This window comes from Streptomyces sp. NBC_00414, assembly GCF_036038375.1.
Taxonomy (GTDB): Bacteria; Actinomycetota; Actinomycetes; order Streptomycetales; family Streptomycetaceae; genus Streptomyces.
In genome coordinates this window covers 9,581,577-9,598,359 of sequence record NZ_CP107935.1, presented here as the reverse complement: position 1 = coordinate 9,598,359, position 16,783 = coordinate 9,581,577, and the positions used below count along the sequence as shown (strand labels likewise).

Sequence of the window (16,783 nt, the reverse complement as noted above, 5' to 3'; positions counted from 1 at the left end):
AGAGGAGGTGAACAGCGTGCGTAAAGCAGTCGTGCACAACGACCCGCTCGACCTCAAGAACCAGACGCGGGCCAACAGGCCGATCGTCGTCATCATCGTCAGCTCGTGACATCACGGACGCCGGGACGTCCCTCGGGCCGTCCCGGCCGTCCTCGCCCGGCCCACGGGCCGGCCCGTCCGCACATCGCGTCCCGACCATCGCGTCCCGACCATCCAACGGCCTTCGGTCATCCGGGAGTCACTGTGAACATCGTCCTTGTCAACATGCCCTGGGCGCTCCTCGACGTGCCCTCCCTGGCGGTGGGCATCCTGCGCCGCAGCGCGCAGGACACCTTCCCGGATGGCGAGGTGACCGTCGTCCACGGCAACCTCGACTACGTCGACTGGCTGATCGAACGGCGCGAGTTCGACCTGGGGCAGTTCAACCTGCTCGCTCTGGACAGCTACTTCAGCGGCCTCGGCGACTGGGTCTTCTCCTCGGCGCTGTACCCCGACGACGACCCCGAGCGGCGGATCGGGGAGATGACCGAACAGCTTCCGCTGTCCGAGAGCGACCGCGAGCTGAGCATCGAACTGCACCGTTCCGCGCCGGAGTTCGTCACCGAACTGGCCCGGCGCATCGTCGCCCTCGAACCGGACGTCGTCGGGTTCACCACGACCTTCCAGCAGAACACCGCGTCACTGGCCACCGCCCGCGCCATCAAGCTCGCCGCGCCCCGGGTGCGTACGGTGTTCGGCGGCGCGAACTGCGACGGGCCCCAAGGGGCGGCCCTGCACCGCAACTTCGACTTCGTCGACTACGTGGTCAGGGGCGAGGGCGAACACGCCTTCCCGGCCCTGCTGCGCGAGCTGGCGAAGGAGACCCCCGATCCCGGGGCGCTCGCGGGCATCGCGGGGCTGTGCAGGCGCGACGGCGGCACCGTGCGGGTCAACTCCATGAGCACGAAGCCACTGCGCCCGGCCGACATCGTCTCCCCCGACTACGACGGGTACTTCGAACGCCTGGAGGCGTCCGGGGCGCGCGACTGGGTGGAGCCGAAGCTCGTGGTCGAGGGGTCGCGCGGCTGCTGGTGGGGCGAGAAGCACCACTGCACGTTCTGCGGGCTCAACGGCTCGTTCATGGAGTTCCGCAGCAAGGCCCCGGACGCCTTCTACGACGAGGTGATCCGTCAGGTCGAACGCCACCAGGTGCTCGACATGTACGTCGTCGACAACATCCTCGACATGAAGTACCTGTCGACCGTGCTGCCCAGGCTGCACGAGAGCGACTACGACCTGCGGCTGCAGTTCGAGATCAAGTCGAATCTGCGGCGCGAGCAGCTCGAAACCCTGTACCGGGCGGGCCTGGTCAACGTCCAGCCGGGCATCGAGAGTCTGAGCAGCCGGGTGCTGAAGCTGATGGACAAGGGTGTCACGGGCTGTCTGAACGTGCGGATGCTGCGGGACGCGGAGACGGTGGGCCTGTCGGTCTCCTGGAACTACCTGTACGGCTTCCCGGGCGAGCGTCCCGAGGACTATCTGCCGCTCGTGGCGCAGTTCCCGGCCCTGCATCACCTGGCGCCGATGGAAGGAGTGGCCCGGATCGTCACCGAGCGGTTCAGTCCCAACTTCGACCGGCCCGAGTTCGGCTTCCAGCCGCTCAAGCCGGACGCCCAGTACCGGCGCAACTACAACCTGCCCGAGTCCGAGCTGCTGGAGTTCGGCTACCTGTTCACCAGTCCGCACCGCGGTATCGACGAGACCACCAGTGATGTGCTGAAGGCAGCCGGGGACCGCTGGCAGGCGGAGCATGTCCAGAGCAGGCTCAGCCAGGTGGACCTCGGCGACCGGATCGTCCTGGTCAGCCGGCGCAAGGACTTCGACTGGACCACGATGACGCTGCGGGACCCCTTCGAGATGGCCGTGTTCCGGCTCCTCGACCAGCCGCACACCGTGTCCGCGCTGGTCCGCAAGCTGGACGGGGACGCCTCCGCGACGGCGGTCGAGGCGTTGCTCCGCGACTGGTCACGGCTCGGCCTGGTCTTCACCGATGACGGGCACTGGGTGCACATCGTGCCGACGGCCACCAACCAGGAACTCCTGCGCTTCGAGCGGATCTTCGACACGCGGCGCAAGGGCACCACCGAGGACGAACCGGAAACCGAACCGGAAACCGAGCCGCAGACCGAGTCGCAGACCGAACCGGAGACCCGGCCGGAAGCCGAGCCGAGTCTCGCGGGCTGACACAGAGGAGTACGCGCGATGCCGACCACGACCCCACTGGCCCTGACCACCTGGCGCGACCACGACGAGGAAGTGCTCCAACTGCCCGTGATGAGCCCGGTGGTGACGGTGGTGGCGGAGTCCGCCACCCCGGCCGAGACCGCCGCGGCGCTGTACGGCAAGGGGGTACGGCGGGTCGCTCTGGACCGCCCCGCCGACCTGACCGGGGCGACCGGAGCCCGTGCGATCGTCTCGACGATGCTGTTGACGGGGGAACTCACCAGCTGGGGCATCGTCGTCGACTGGGACGTGGCGCTCGGGGCGGACCCGGAGATCTGGCGGTCGTTCAGTCACCTCCATCCGCCGCGTCGGATCCTGGACGCGCAGGACACGAAAGACATCAAGAACAGCAACGACAGCAACGACGCGCAGGACATCCGGCAGGAGTGGCGTTCGACCTTCTACGTGGGCAAGTGCGTCTACCGCAGGGGCCCCGGTTTCATCCAGGTCCGCGACCGTCGTGCCGGGGGCTCGCTGGCCCGGTACACACTCGACGACCCGGCCTATCTGGAGGCCGTCGACCGGTTGTCGGCGGGCTGTCCGGCCGACGAGGTGCCCTCCGGGGTTCTGGACCATCTGGTCGGCGAGAGCCTGGCCGGGCGGGCGGGCCGGCTCGCCTGGTGGCTGCCGTACCGGGTCCGCCGCTGGCCGTGGCCCTCGTTCGCGGTCTGACCGGCTGCCGTCCGGAGGAACGCGCCGCCGGGAGGAACGCGCTGTCGGGAGGAGCGCGAGACGCACGTCACATCTGCCCGTGTCACACTCCGCGGGCCGTTCCCGTCATGGATGTGCAACTCCCTACTACGACAGAGGAGCACATCATGGAAGCCCGTCTGAACCTCTTGGGCAGCCCGGCCGCGGCCACCTTCGTCAAGCATCTCTCCTCGGCGGGCAAGGTCGTCTCCGACTCGGGCCTGCCGGCCCTGACGCAGGAGCTGGTGAAGATCCGCGCGAGCCAGATCAACGGCTGCGGTTTCTGCACCGACATGCACACCAAGGAGGCCACCGCGGCCGGGGAGACCCAGACCCGGCTCAACCTGGTCGCGGCCTGGCGCGAGGCGAAGGTCTTCACCGAGGCCGAGCGTGCCGCGCTGGAACTGGCGGAGCAGGGCACCCGTATCGCCGACGCGGCGGGCGGGGTCACCGACGAGGCCTGGGGGAACGCCGCCAAGCACTACGACGAGGGGCAGTTGGCAGGACTGGTGTTCCTCATCTCCCTCATCAACGCCTTCAACCGGGCGAACGTCATCGTCCAGCAGCCCGCCGGGGACTACCGGGTCGGCCAGTTCGGCTAGCCGGTAGGCACCCTGGGGCCTGCGCCCTCGCAGGTCACGCGTCGTCGGCCGCGTACACCCGGCGGCCCTCGACGAAGGTCTGCAGGACACGGGTCTCGGCGATCTCCTCGGGGGGCCCGTCGAAGGGGTCGCGGTCCAGGACCACCAGGTCGGCCAGCCTGCCCACGCCGATACTGCCGGTGACGTCGTCGAGGTGGTTGGCGTGGGCGCTGCCCGCGGTGTACGCGGCGAGGGCGGCGCCGAGGTCGAGTTTCTGGCCGGGGAGGAAGGCCGGGGTGCCCGCGGGCGCGTCCGGGGCGATCCGGTTGACGGCGACATGGATGGCGGCCAGTGGGTCGGGGCTGCTGACCGGCCAGTCGCTGCCCGCGGCGAGGGTCGCCCCCGCACGCAGGAGGTCCCCGAACGGGTACTGCCACGCGGCTCGTTCGGGGCCGAGGAACGGGATGGTGAGGTCGTCCATCTGCGGTTCGTGGGCGGCCCACAGCGTCTGCAGGTTGGCGGTCGCGCCGAGCGCCCGGAAGCGCGGCACGTCCTCGGGGTGCACGACCTGGAGGTGTGCGAGGTGGTGGCGGGTGTCGCGCCGTCCGTTGGCCGCGCGGGCCGCCTCCACGGCGTCCAGGGCCTCACGGACCGCCCGGTCGCCCAGTGCGTGGAAGTGCACCTGGAAGTCGAGCGCGTCGAGTTCGGTGACGTACTTCTTCAGCTCGGCCGGCTCGACGAAGCTGATGCCGGAGTTGTCGGAGGCGCAGCCGCAGCGGGTGAGGTACGGGCCCAGCAGCGCGGCGGTGTGGTTCTCCGCGATGCCGTCCTGCATGACCTTGACGCTGGTGGCGCGGAACCGTCCCCTGCTCGACTCCGCCCGGCGGGCGACGAGTTCGGGAATCTGCTCGGCGCCCCTCCCCCGGTCCCACCACAGCGCTCCGACGACCCGGGCGGTGAGCAGACCGCGGTCGGCCGCCGCGTGATAGGCGGGCGTCGGATCGATCATGTTCGCGTACGTGCCGACGATGGCGTCCTGCCAGGCGGTGACGCCGTACGAGTGCAGCACGGCCTGGGCCCGCAGCAGCGCGGCTAGTTGTTCGTCGGGCGTGGGGGCGGGCAGCAGGCGGCCCACGAGGTGCGCGGCGCCTTCCTGGAGCATGCCGGTGGGGTTGCCGTCGGCGTCCCGCTCGATGCGTCCGTCGGCCGGGTCAGGTGTGCGGGCGTCGATGCCGGCCCGTTCCAGGGCGAGGGAGTTCACCCACACACCGTGGTGGTCGCGGTTGGGCAGGAACACGGGCCGGTCGGGGACGACGGAGTCGAGCAGCGCGGCGATGGGCGTGCCGCCCGGGAAGGCCTCCATGGACCAGCCGCCGCCGGTGATCCACTCGGCGTCCGGGTGGCCGTCGGCGTAGGCCTTCACCCGCCGCAGGTACTCCCGCGGGTCGACGGTGTCGTTGAGGTGGCACAGGCCCAGTTCGGTGCCCGCGCCCAGCGGGTGGACGTGGGCGTCCTGGAAACCGGGCAGCAGCAGCCGTCCGGCGAGGTCGACGACCTCGGTGCCGGGCCCGACGAGTTCGTGGACCTCCTGGTGGCCGACGGCGACGATCCGCCCGCCGCGCACGGCCACGGCGGTGGCCCGGCTGCGCGCGGAGTCGACGGTGTGCACGGGTCCGCCGGTGAGGACGAGGTCGGCGGCCTGGGGGTGGGACATGGGTTCAGCGCTCCAGGGGAAGGGGGTCGGTCTGCTGTGTGGTCCATCGGGCAGGGGACGGGAGTCAGACGGCTGTGTGGTCCATCGGGAGGGAGAGGGCGTCTGCGTCGGTGCCGCGTCCGGTGGTGAAGTACGGGGAGTGGCGGGCGTACTTGGCGACGGCCGCCATGACGAGCCCGCTCAGCACGATGGTGACGGGCAGCGAAAGCATGAACCAGCCGTTGTCGGGGCTGAGTTCGATGTGGTCGGTCATGGTCAGGTAGGAGTATCCGAGGTAGCCGCCGAGGCCCAGCAGGATCAGTCCCGAGGCGGCCGGGACGCCGACGGCGAGCAGGGCCTCGCGCGGGCCGTCGTGGCGCGCGGCGCGGAAGCGGACTGCGCAGGCGAGCGCGGTGAGGCCGTAGTAGAGGGCGACGACGAGACCGATGGCGTTGACGGCGGCGAGCAGCATGTCGCTCAGCTTGGGGATGGCCATGGCGAGCAGGGCGATGCCGGTCGCGATCGACATGACGACCAGGGTTCCGGCGGCGGGTGTGCCGTACTTGGGGTGGATGCGGGTCCACACCGGGCCCATCGTGCGGTCGCGGCCCATGGCGAGCAGGCCGCGGGCGGTGGGGATGACGGAGGACTGGACGGAGGCGACAGCGGAGAACATCAGGGCGAGCAGCGGGAGGCTGGCCCAGGGTTCGGCGGCGAGCTTGGCACCCAGGTACGGGAGGGCCTGCGGGCCGTTGGCGATGAGTTCGGGCAGGCTCATCTCCCGCTGGAAGGCGACCGAGGCGAAGATGAAGAGGCCCAGCATGGCGAACAGGGCGATGAAGCCGCCGCGGGCCGAATCGCCGGGACCGCGGGTCTCCTCGGTGACGCTGAACGCCGCGTCCCAGCCCCAGAAGAAGAACACCGCGAGGACCATGCCCTGTGCGAAGGCCGTACCACTGGAGATCTCGAACGGGTTGAACCACGACCAGGAGAAGTCCTGGTGGCCGGTGACCAGCGCCCACGTACAGAAGACCAGCAGGACGGCGTACTCGAAGACCAGCAGGCCGAACTGGAGGCGGGTCGCGGCCCGTACCCCGGTGATCGCGAGGGCGGTGACCCCGGCGAGGACCACCAGGCCGACCACCGTGCTCGCGGCGGTGGACGTCGGGTCGAGGGCGATCCCGGCGACGGAGTCCAGGCCCGCCTTGTCGGCGAAGATCAGCACGACCGAGCCGGTCACCGCGCTCGTGTAGCCAAGGAAGATCACCGACCCGACGAGCGTCACCCAGCCGGCCAGGAAGCCGGGCCAGGGGCCGAGGGACTTGCCGACCCAGGTGTAGCCGTTGCCGCAGTTCGGCTCGGAACGGTTGAGGCGGGCGAAGGCGGTGGCGATGCCGAGGACGGGCAGGAACGCCAGCAGCAGGAGGGCCGGTGCCTGGAGTCCGACGATCGTGCCGATGGCGCCCATGCCGATGGCGATGCTGGTGGTGGCGGCCGTGCTGGAGGCGGCGATGGCGACACCGTCGAGGACACCGAGGGAACGGCGCAGCTCCGTCGGCGGGCGGTCCGGTGCGGCCCGGCCGGGGGTGGCCTGGTCCGGGGCGGTCTGATCCGGGGTCGAGGACATCAGGGCTCCTCACGGGGAGGGAGAGGGACGGGAGGAAGAGCCGTGTGGGGGTGCGATGGATGGAACAACGTCCCCGCACTTTGCGTCAATGCTGTTGACATAAGGCCGTGGCCGGCCGTTCACTGAACCTGCGGAGGTCCATCGGCAGACCCGCCGGTGGCGCCCGTGGCGCCGGGACCTCCCGGCGGCCGTCCAGCGGTCTCCCGGCGCGAGAGGAATCACCCGCCATGTCCACCCGGGCCCCACAGGAACGCCGGCGCCGTCGTCCCACCGCGACGGGCACCGTGCTGTCCAAGGAACTGATCACGGAGACCGCGCTGCGCCTGATCGGCGAGCACGGTCCCGAGGCGCTGAGCGTGCGCCGTCTGGGGGCTGCCCTGGGCTGCGATCCGAGCGCGCTCTACCGCTACTTCCGCGACACCGACGACCTGCTGCTGGCCGTCTCCGACCGGATCATCGGGGATGCCATGGCCGGGTTCGTGCCCGGTCCCGACTGGGTGGCCTCGCTGCGCGAGATGGCTTCACGGGTGCGCGCCGGGTACCTCGCCCATCCGCGCGCCGCCGCCATGGCCTCGTACCGCATCACGCGTCGGGAGAACGAGTTCCGTGCGGTGGAGACGGGGGTGGGCCTGCTGCTGTCCGCCGGGTTCCCGCCCGCCGTGGCCGTCCGTCTCTACCTGGCCTTCATCGACACCGTCCTCGGGCACGCGGCCCTGGACGCCGCCTGCAAGGCACTCCCCCGCGAACGGCGTGAAGCCGACGGGCAGGCGTGGGCGGAGGCCTACCGGTCGGTCGACCCGGAGTCCTATCCGGCGCTGGGCGAGGTGCGGGACGAGCTGCACGTCATGGCCGAGAGCTCCTTCGACATGGCCGTGGACCTGCTGCTCGACTCACTGGCGGCCCGGGCCGCGGCCCTGCGCGCGCGAACCTGACCCGGTGCCCCGAGGCACACTGTCGTACCTCGGACGGACGGGTCATGCTGACCTCGACGAGTCGCCGCGCACGATCACACGCCACGGCCGGATCACCCGCACGATCAGGCCGCCCGCACGATCAACGGAGCACGTTATGACGACGGACAGGGGCACGCGGATCGAGGTCAGGCCGGCCGCCGGGCACATCGGTGCCGAGATCACGGGCGTCGACCTGGCAGGGGAGCTGGACGACACGGTGATCGCGGAGATCCGGGCGGCGGTGCTGCGCTGGAAGGTGGTGTTCTTCCGCGAGCAGCGCCTGGACCACGCCTCGCACGTCGCGTTCGCCCGCGGGTTCGGCGAACCGGTCCGCCTGCGGAAACGCGGCAGCGCGTCGCCCGCCGACGTCCCGGAGATCGAGACGACGGCCGACCGGCTGGAACTCGGCGGCCGATACGGCATGGAGCACGACGAGTGGCTGCGCAGGCGCCGCCACTCGCTGCTGCGCGGCTGGCACTGCGACCACGGCGCCCGCGTCGATCCGCCGGCGGCGACGATCCTGCGCGCCGAGACCGTGCCCCCGTACGGCGGCGACACCACCTGGTCGAACCTGGCGGCCGCCTACGCGGGACTCTCGGCTCCGCTGCGGGACTTCGTCGACGGGCTGCGCGCCGAACACCGCCTCGGGGTCGGCTATCAGACCCGGCCCGGCGAGGACGCGTACGCACGCCATCTCCTCGACCGGCAGATCGCCACCGAGCATCCGCTGGTACGGGTGCACCCGGTGACGGGTGAGCGCGTGCTGTTCGTCAACGGCTACTACGTCGAGCAGATTCTGGGGCTCTCCCGCATGGAGAGCGCGCCGCTGCTGGAGATGCTGTTGGGCCAGGCGACCCGGCCCGAGTACACCGTGCGGTTCCGCTGGGAGCCGGGGAGCGTGGCGTTCTGGGACAACCGGGCCACCATCCACCTGGCCCCGAGCGACACGACGCAGGTCGACCATCCGCGGGTCATGCACCGGGTGATGCTCGCGGGCGAGGTCCCCGTGGGCGTGGACGGCAGGCCGTCGGCCGCGATCGTGGGGAGCGAACCGGGGCTCTGGTGAAGGGCGATCGGGACGGTCGCCCGGATGTCGTGGTTGCGACATGTCCCACCTGTGCCACCGGAATCGAGTGACATGACATTCGATGCCACCGGATTCTGTCCAGCGCATGAACTTCTCTGTGCGTACGACGGAAGGCACGGCACTGATGAGACGGATTCGCCTGGTGGCGGCGATATCGACAGGACTCGCACTGGCTGCCGGCGCGGTGGCGCCGGTGGCCGCCCGCACCGGTACGGGGCCCACGGCGACAGCGGCGGCCGACGTCCCCGCGCCGAAGAGCCTCGGCACCGTACGCCTGATCACCGGTGACCGGGTGACCGTGGGCGCCGACTCCGAAGGGCGGCGGACCGCCTCGGTCACGCCCGGGCCCGGGCGGCGGCACATCGTCTTCAGGACCTACGAGCAGGACGGGCGGCTGACGGTCATGCCGTCCGACGCCGGGGACCTGGTCTCGGCGGGACGCCTGGACCGGGGGCTGTTCGACGTGGGCGCGCTCCTCGCCCAGCGGTACGACGAGGCGCACAGCGACGCGCTCCCCCTGATCGTGGCGGGCGCCGACGGCGCGGCGAAGTCCGCCGTGCGGCGGCTGACCGCTCTCGCCGAGGACGGTTCGCCGGTCCGCCGGCTGGACAGCATCGGCGCGCGGTCGGTGCGGGTCGCCGAGGACGACCTCGGCCGATTCTGGAAGCAACTGGCCCCGGACGGGGGTCAGGTGAGCGCCGCACGCGCGGCCGGCACCCCTCGCGTGTGGCTCGACGGCCGCGTGAACGCCACGCTGGACCGCAGTGTGCCGCAGATCGGCGCCCCCGCCGTGTGGCAGGCCGGCCAGCGGGGCGAGTCCGTGAAGGTCGCCGTACTGGACACGGGCGCGGACACGTCCCATCCGGATCTGGCCGGACGGATCTCCGAGGCCAAGGACTTCTCCGGCAGCTCCGGTACCGGTGACGCCTTCGGGCACGGCACCCATGTGGCGTCCATCGTCGGCGGCAGCGGAGCCGCTTCCGACGGCACGGGCAAGGGCGGCAAGGGAGTGGCTCCCGCCGCCGACCTGCTCGTCGGCAAGGTCCTCGGCGACGACGGCTACGGCAGCGAGTCCCAGGTGATCGCCGGCATGGAGTGGGCGGCGGGCTCGGGCGCCAAGGTCGTCAACATGAGCCTGGGCTCGGACAGCCCGTCCGACGGCACGGACCCGATGAGCCTCGCGCTGAACGAACTCACCGAGCGCACCGGCACGTTGTTCGTCGTCGCGGCGGGCAACAGCGGCGAGCAGGGCACGAGCACCATCGGCTCCCCCGGCGCCGCCGACGCCGCCCTCACCGTCGGCGCGGTCGACCGGGACGGCTCCCTCGCGCCGTTCTCCAGCCGCGGCCCACGCTCCGGTGACGACGCGGTCAAGCCCGACGTGACGGCACCGGGCGTCGGCATCGTGGCCGCCCGCGCGGCCGGGACGACCATGGGCGACCCGGTCGACGCACAGCACACGGCGGCCTCCGGTACGTCGATGGCGGCACCGCATGTGGCGGGCGCCGCCGCGCTGCTCGCCCAGCGGCATCCCGGCTGGAGCGCGGCACAGTTGAAGGACGCGCTCGTCAGCACGGCCCGCACGGCGGCCGGCCAGGAGGTCACCGAGCAGGGCGGCGGCCTCATCGACGTGGCCGCGGCGGCGCTGGGCCCGGTCACCGCGACCGGCACCGTCGCCCTGGGCCCGTTCCGGACCGGCGACGGCGAGACCCGTACGACGCGGCTGACGTACACGAACACCTCCGGCGCCGATGTCACCCTGGCGCTCACCGCCCGGCTGGCCACGGCGGGCGGCCGTACTCCGGCGGAGGGGGCGGTGAAGCTCGGCTCCGGCTCGGTGCGCGTGCCCGCCGGCGCCACCGCCGAGGTACCGCTGACGGTCGATCCGGCCCGTGCCCAGCAGGGCGACTACTACGGGTACGTGACCGCGGCCTCCGCCGACGGGAAGGTCACCGTGCACACCACGGTGAGCCTGGCCGTGCAGGGTCCGACGCACCGGCTCAGCGTCAGGACGATCGACCTCAAGGGCAGGCAGATCGAGGCACTGCCGACGATCTGGGGCGCCGACGGCTTCGTGGGCTACACCGACCCGGGCACCGGCACCGAACCGGCCGTCGCCGAAGTCGAGGAGGGCACCTACCAGTTGGACTACTCGTCCCTGGACAATGCCTCCGACGGACAGGAACTGCGGCATGTGGTCCTGCCCGAGGTGAAGGTCACCAAGGACATGGCCGTCACGCTCGACGCGCGCAGGACGACCCTCGTCGACATCCGCACGCCCGAGCCGGCCGAGCAGCGCGGCATCCTCAGCTACCAGACGTACCGGAAGATCGACGGGCACAGCCTGCTCCAGGGGACGATGTACTTCGACGTCGGCAAGCGCCTGTACGTGAGTCCCACCGCCAAGGTCACCGACGGCACCTTCGAGTTCGCCTCGCGCTGGCAGTTCGTCGCGCCGCTCCTCGACATGACGGTGCCGGGCGACAAGGGCGGCACGGACTCGGTGGACGCCTACTACATGCCCTCCTCACCGCTCTTCGAGGAGAAGGGAACCGACGGGAAGGGGACCGGCGGGAAGGGGACGCGCCTGCCCGCGGTCGCCGTGGGGGACGCCGCGGCGCCGGTCTTCGCCCGGGCCCGCGGAAAGCTCGCGGTCCTCACCAACGAACAGAACGTCAACGAGCGGGAGTTGGCCGAGCAGGCCGCTGCCGCCGGGGTACGCGGCATCGTGCTGGTCCACTTCAGCGACATCGCGTGGACCCGCTGGCATCCGGAGGGCGACCGGTGGGCCGTACCGACGGTCCGGATCGGCGCGAAGGCGGGAGCCGCCCTGCTGAAGCGGATCGGCAAGGGGCACGTCACGGTGCGTTTCACCGGCACGGCCCGCAGCCCGTACCTGTACGACATCATGCAGGTGTCGTCGCAGCGCGTGCCCGACAAGGTGGTGCACACGGTGTCCGAGCGCAACAGCGCGGTGGTGAAGGCCAGGTACGCCGACAACGGCGGCGCACGGTGGGCCAGTGAGCAGCGCTTCGCGCGGCGGCCGTACCAGGACACCGCCTGGCTGCAGTACACCCGCTATGTGCCGACCGGCTTCGACCGGACCGAGTACGTGAGTTCCGGTGACACGCAGTGGAAGCACTACGTGCACCACGAGACGACGTTCGACGTGGACACCCCGCTGGTCGTCGGCATGGCGGACGCCCCGCGCACCTACCGGGCGGGTGAGCGGACGAGCGACACCTGGCAGGGTGCCGTCGTGCGGCCGTCGATCCCGCGCGGCACCACCACGCCGTCGGTGCGCACCGGTGACGTACTGAGCCTGCGGATCCCGGAGTTCACCGACTCGCAGGCGGGTCACCGGTCGCGGCTGCTCGAAGGCGGCGGCGGTATCGGCACCTCGGGCGGGGCGGAGGCGGCGCAGGGCGACTCGGCCGCCGCCGTGCTGTACCGCAACGGCCGGAAGGCAGGGGAGGCCGACGGCGGGTTCGCGGACTTCGAGGTACCGTCCGGAGCGGCGGACTACCGGCTGGACCTCGCCACGTCGCGGGTGTCGCCGGAGTGGGCGTACGGGACCGGCACCGAGACGTCCTGGTCGTTCCGCTCGGGAAGCACGGGCGGCACGGAAACGGCGACGGCCCTGCCGCTGCTCCAGCTCGACTACGACGTACCGGTCGACGCGTACAACGCCGTCCGCTCCGGCCGTACGCACACCGTCGGCCTGTCGGTCCGCGCGCAGGACGCACTGGCCGCGCCCCGCGGTGTGAGCGTCCAGGTCGAGGCCTCCTACGACGACGGCCGGAACTGGAGCCGGGCCGAGGTGAAGAGCCGCGGGCACAACCTGTTCGAGGCGGCCGTCAAGAAGCCCCCGCGGGTACGCGGTGACGCCTACGTGACACTGAGAGTGACGGCACGCGACGCGGCGGGCAACTCGGTGCGGCAGACCGTGCAGCGCGCCTACCTGCACCGCGGATAGTCACTCCGCGCGCATCGGAGGGTGAGCGGGCCGAAGGAGGCCCGCTCACCCTCACCGCCTGTAACACCCGTGGAGTACGGTGTCCGATCAGTGAAGCCGGTCGGTCGCGGGGAGGGCGCCATGACGCTGGAGGCTGCGGGGGTCTCGGACGCGGAGGAGTCCGTCTACCGACACCTGGTGACGGCGGGTCAGGCCTCGGCCGGTGACGTCGCCACGCGCACGGGGCTGAGCCCGGCCGAGGCCGAGGCGGTGCTGGAGGCGCTGGCCGTCAAGGGCATGGCGAGCCACACCGACGTGCTGCCCCGGCACTTCCGGGCCACTCCCCCGGACGTGGCGCTGCTGCCCCGGCTGAAGCGGAACGCCGACGCGCTGGACCTGGCGCGGGCGGAGGCCACCGGTCTGCTGCAGGTGTACCGCGACACGATGCGCCGACGGGACGCCAGCGAGCTGATCGAGGTCATCACGGGCGCCGAGGCGCTGCGTCAGCATCTGCGTCAGATACAGGCGAGCGCCCAGGACGAGATGCTCTGGTTCTGCAAGGCCCAGTACGTGGCGATGCCGTCGGGCAGCAACAACTCGGAGTTCGAGGCACTGGGGCGGGGCGTGCGCTACCGGGTGCTGTACGAGAAGGCGTTCTTCGACGACGAGGGAGCCGTTGACAACGTTGTTGCGGGGGTGCGCGCCGGGGAGGTCGCCCGCGCGGTTCCGCACCTGCCGCTGCGGCTGGCGGTCGCGGACCGTGCCATCGCGGTCTGCCCGCTCGTACCCGGCGGCCCCCATGGCAGCCCCGACGAACCGACCGCCGCGCTCGTACGGGACAGCAATCTGCTCGCCGCGCTCATCGCCCTGTTCGAGCGCTACTGGGAGGACGCCGTACCGCTGGACGTCGACGACTCGGGCTCGGTCGCGGGGACCGACGGGGTCGGCGGTCCCGATCCGCTGTCCGCGGTCGACCGGCGCCTGCTGGCCCTCCTGGTGGCCGGTGTCACCGACAAGGCCGTGGCCACCCAGCTGGGCCTGAGCCGCCGCACGGTGCAGCGTCACATCCAGCGCATGATGGAGCTGGCCGGTGCGGCGACGCGGATGCAGCTGGCCTGGCAGGCGGCACGCCGCGGCTGGCTGTGACGGACCACCCACCACGGGGACCGGTCTCGGGGGTCGGTCCCGGGGGTCGGCCATAGGGCGAGAAGTGGCCAAAGTGGCCGATGAAAGCCGTGTTGCCACCACGTAAAGGCCCATGTGATCAGCCACGCGCGGCGATGCTCCCGACGGACGGCCGCTGACCGTATTCCGGACAATGATCTCCGCAGTGGTGACAGTCACTCCTCCCGCTGAAACGATCCAGTGACTCGCGCGGTCGTCTCTCGCACCATCTCCCACCGGGGGCGTCACTCCCTCCGGCCCTACATCTGACGTGCCGTCACCAGGCGGCCGGACACCAGGAGTTGCAGCAGTGACGGACATTCCCCGTACGACCGGGACGGCGGCCTCACCCCCGAGCCCCGCGGACTCCCCGGACTCCCCGACTTCCGCGGGCCCTTCGGCGTCCCGGCGTCGCACCCGTGTGCGTTCGCGCACGACGGCGACGGTCCTCGGCGCGATGGTCGCGCTGTTGGGTTCGACGCTCCCCGCCTGGAGCGCCGAACCCGAGGCCGCCCGCGCCGATCGGACGCCCCGGCAGATCGAGGCGGAACCCAGACCCGGCGCCGAAACCGTCACCCTCTCCCCGGCCCAGCGGAAGAAACTGCTCGCCGCGGCGACCGACTCCCGTACGGCCACGGCCCGTTCCCTGAAGCTGGGCGAGCGGGAGAAGCTGATACCGAAGGACGTCATCAAGGACGCCGACGGCACCGTGCACACCCGCTACGAGCGTACGTTCGCCGGACTGCCCGTCCTCGGCGGCGACCTGGTGGTACACGAGCGCCGCAAGGCCCTCAGCGTCTCCAAGTCGTCGCCGGCCACGATCTCCGTACCGACGACGAAGGCCTCCGTGCCGGCCGCGAAGGCGGCCGAGTCCGCTCTCGCGGCGGCCGAGTCGCAGAAGACGGACGAGGCCGCGGCGGAAGGCGCGCCACGGCTCGTCGTCTGGGCGGGCGAAGGCGCCGCCGAACCGGTGCTGGCCTGGGAGAGCGTCGTCAACGGCGTTCAGGAGGACGGGACTCCGAGCAGTCTGCGGGTGGTGACCGACGCCGACAGCGGAGCCCGGCTGGGGAGCTTCGAGCAGGTCCACCCCGGTACGGGGACGAGCCAGTACAGCGGCACCGTGCAGGTCGGGTCCGTACGCGACGGCGACCTCTACCGGCTGACCGATCCGCAGCGCGGCGGGCACACGACGTACGACATCAGCGCGGGCGGCAACGGCGTCCCCCTGACGGATGACAACGATGTCTGGGGCGACGGTACGCCCGCCGACCGGCAGACGGCCGCCGTGGACGCCGCCTACGGGGCGCAGAAGACCTGGGACTTCTACCACGACCGGTTCGGCCGCAACGGCATCGCGGACGACGGCGTCGGCGCCCGTTCCCGGGTGCACTACGGCAAGGGGTACGCCAACGCCTTCTGGGACGACCTCTGCTTCTGCATGACGTACGGCGACGGTCTGAACGACGCCCGGCCGCTCACCGAACTCGACATCGCGGCCCACGAGATGACCCACGGCGTCACCTCCGCGACCGCCGACCTCACGTACTCCGGTGAATCGGGCGGTCTCAACGAGGCCACCAGCGACATCATGGGCACCGCCGTGGAGTTCTTCGCCGACAGCGCCGAGGACGTGCCGGACTACCGGATCGGCGAACTGGCCGACGTGCGCGGCACCGGGAAGCCCCTGCGGTACATGGACCAGCCTTCCAAGGACGCCTCCGCGAAGGGCACTTCGCAGGACCACTGGACCGAGCAGACCCGCAAGCTCGACCCGCACTTCAGCTCCGGCGTGGGCAATCACTTCTTCTATCTGCTCGCCGAGGGCAGCGGCGAGAAGACCGTCGAGGGCGTCGCCTACGACAGCCCCACCTACGACGGCCTGCCGGTCGCGGGCCTCGGCCTGCACAACGCCACCAACGTCTGGTACCGGGCCCTGACCCGCTACATGACCAGCAACACCGACTACGCGGGAGCCCGTACCGCCACACTGCAGGCCGCGGCCGACCTGTTCGGCACGTCGAGCGACGCGTACGAAGCGGTCGGCAACGCCTGGGCGGCCGTCAACGTCGGCCCGCGCTACGTCAACCACATCGCCGCGAAGGCCCCCTCCGCCCGGGACTCCGCGGTGGGCCAGCCGACCAGCCGTCCGATCGAGGCGACGACCACCCGGCCCGGCGCCCTGACCTACTCCGCCACCGGTCTGCCGGACGGCGTGTCCATCGACCGCGCCACCGGGCTCCTCTCCGGGACCCCGACCACGGCCGGTGCCTTCCCGGCCGCCGTCACCATCAGGAACTCCGCCGCGGAGACCCGGACGCTCTCCTTCACCTGGACGGTCCTGGCCTCCGGCGGCGACCACTTCGTCAATCCCGACCGCTTCGACATCCCCAACTGGCGCACCATCGAGTCGCCGATCGTCGTCACCGGCCGCGAGGGCAACGCCTCCAGCGACCTCAAGGTGACCGTCGACCTGGTGCACGACTTCATCGGCGGCCAGGTCATCCACCTGGTCGGCGAGGACGGCACTGCGCTGCTCGTGAAGGACTTCGTCTGGGACACCGGTTCCGAACTGCACGCGACCTTCACGGTCGACGCGTCGGCGCTCCCGGCCAACGGCACGTGGAAGCTGCGCGTCACGGACAACACACCCGGCATCTTCACCGTCGACCCCGGCCACCTCGACAGCTGGAGCATCACCTTCTGAACCCCGGAGGCACTGTCACCGCCGCGTTCTGAACACCGGAGGCACTGTCACCGCCGCGTTCTGAACA

At 71.3% G+C, this 16,783-nt stretch carries 10 protein-coding genes; 8 read left to right on the top strand and 2 right to left on the bottom strand.

Features of this window, described 5'->3' with window-relative positions; genetic code table 11:
* The first annotated feature begins 243 nt into the window (after window positions 1-243).
* From OHS59_RS41180 to OHS59_RS41170, 3 genes are all read left to right on the top strand, one after another.
* Window positions 244-2,223, top strand: coding sequence for a RiPP maturation radical SAM C-methyltransferase (locus tag OHS59_RS41180; RefSeq protein WP_328498437.1), 1,980 nt, complete (start codon window positions 244-246; stop codon window positions 2,221-2,223).
* 18 nt (window positions 2,224-2,241) lie between these two features.
* Complete coding sequence (locus OHS59_RS41175; protein WP_328498436.1) at window positions 2,242-2,934, top strand: DUF5825 family protein; 693 nt, start codon at window positions 2,242-2,244, stop codon at window positions 2,932-2,934.
* 146 nt (window positions 2,935-3,080) lie between these two features.
* Entirely contained in the window at window positions 3,081-3,554 is a 474-nt protein-coding gene (locus tag OHS59_RS41170) for a carboxymuconolactone decarboxylase family protein (RefSeq protein WP_328498435.1), read from the top strand.
* 34 nt (window positions 3,555-3,588) lie between these two features.
* Here OHS59_RS41170 and OHS59_RS41165 read toward each other — a convergent pair whose 3' ends face one another.
* Window positions 3,589-5,247 (bottom strand): amidohydrolase, encoded by a 1,659-nt coding sequence (locus tag OHS59_RS41165; protein ID WP_328498434.1) that lies wholly within the window; start codon window positions 5,245-5,247, stop codon window positions 3,589-3,591.
* Between the two features lie 64 nt (window positions 5,248-5,311).
* On the bottom strand, window positions 5,312-6,853 hold the full coding sequence (locus tag OHS59_RS41160) for an APC family permease (protein WP_328498433.1): 1,542 nt from the start codon (window positions 6,851-6,853) through the stop codon (window positions 5,312-5,314).
* A gap of 227 nt (window positions 6,854-7,080) precedes the next feature.
* On the opposite strand from OHS59_RS41160, the gene OHS59_RS41155 reads away from it, so the two are divergent.
* From OHS59_RS41155 to OHS59_RS41135, 5 genes are all read left to right on the top strand, one after another.
* Window positions 7,081-7,785: a TetR/AcrR family transcriptional regulator gene (locus OHS59_RS41155; RefSeq protein ID WP_328498432.1), complete on the top strand. Its 705-nt coding sequence runs from the start codon at window positions 7,081-7,083 to the stop codon at window positions 7,783-7,785.
* Window positions 7,786-7,921: 136 nt separating this feature from the next.
* Complete coding sequence (locus OHS59_RS41150; RefSeq protein ID WP_328498431.1) at window positions 7,922-8,872, top strand: TauD/TfdA dioxygenase family protein; 951 nt, start codon at window positions 7,922-7,924, stop codon at window positions 8,870-8,872.
* Between the two features lie 145 nt (window positions 8,873-9,017).
* On the top strand, window positions 9,018-12,869 hold the full coding sequence (locus OHS59_RS41145; RefSeq protein WP_328498430.1) for a S8 family serine peptidase: 3,852 nt from the start codon (window positions 9,018-9,020) through the stop codon (window positions 12,867-12,869).
* A gap of 120 nt (window positions 12,870-12,989) precedes the next feature.
* The gene (locus tag OHS59_RS41140) at window positions 12,990-13,994 is read left to right on the top strand and encodes a helix-turn-helix domain-containing protein (protein ID WP_328498429.1); all 1,005 of its coding nucleotides are present in this window, start codon (window positions 12,990-12,992) and stop codon (window positions 13,992-13,994) included.
* Window positions 13,995-14,469: 475 nt separating this feature from the next.
* A complete protein-coding gene (locus tag OHS59_RS41135; protein ID WP_443061678.1) occupies window positions 14,470-16,716 on the top strand; it encodes a M4 family metallopeptidase in 2,247 nt (748 codons plus the stop codon).
* Window positions 16,717-16,783 lie beyond the last annotated feature (67 nt).

Excerpts from the sequence above, each read along its gene's own strand:
- OHS59_RS41160 (WP_328498433.1), bottom strand. The coding sequence starts at position 6,853 with ATGTCCTCGACCCCGGATCAGACCGCCCCGGACCAGGCCACCCCCGGC.
- OHS59_RS41175 (WP_328498436.1), top strand. The coding sequence starts at position 2,242 with ATGCCGACCACGACCCCACTGGCCCTGACCACCTGGCGCGACCACGAC.
- OHS59_RS41140 (WP_328498429.1), top strand. The coding sequence starts at position 12,990 with ATGACGCTGGAGGCTGCGGGGGTCTCGGACGCGGAGGAGTCCGTCTAC.
- OHS59_RS41135 (WP_443061678.1), top strand. The coding sequence starts at position 14,470 with ATGGTCGCGCTGTTGGGTTCGACGCTCCCCGCCTGGAGCGCCGAACCC.
- OHS59_RS41145 (WP_328498430.1), top strand. The coding sequence starts at position 9,018 with ATGAGACGGATTCGCCTGGTGGCGGCGATATCGACAGGACTCGCACTG.
- OHS59_RS41165 (WP_328498434.1), bottom strand. The coding sequence starts at position 5,247 with ATGTCCCACCCCCAGGCCGCCGACCTCGTCCTCACCGGCGGACCCGTG.
- OHS59_RS41150 (WP_328498431.1), top strand. The coding sequence starts at position 7,922 with ATGACGACGGACAGGGGCACGCGGATCGAGGTCAGGCCGGCCGCCGGG.
- OHS59_RS41170 (WP_328498435.1), top strand. The coding sequence starts at position 3,081 with ATGGAAGCCCGTCTGAACCTCTTGGGCAGCCCGGCCGCGGCCACCTTC.
- OHS59_RS41155 (WP_328498432.1), top strand. The coding sequence starts at position 7,081 with ATGTCCACCCGGGCCCCACAGGAACGCCGGCGCCGTCGTCCCACCGCG.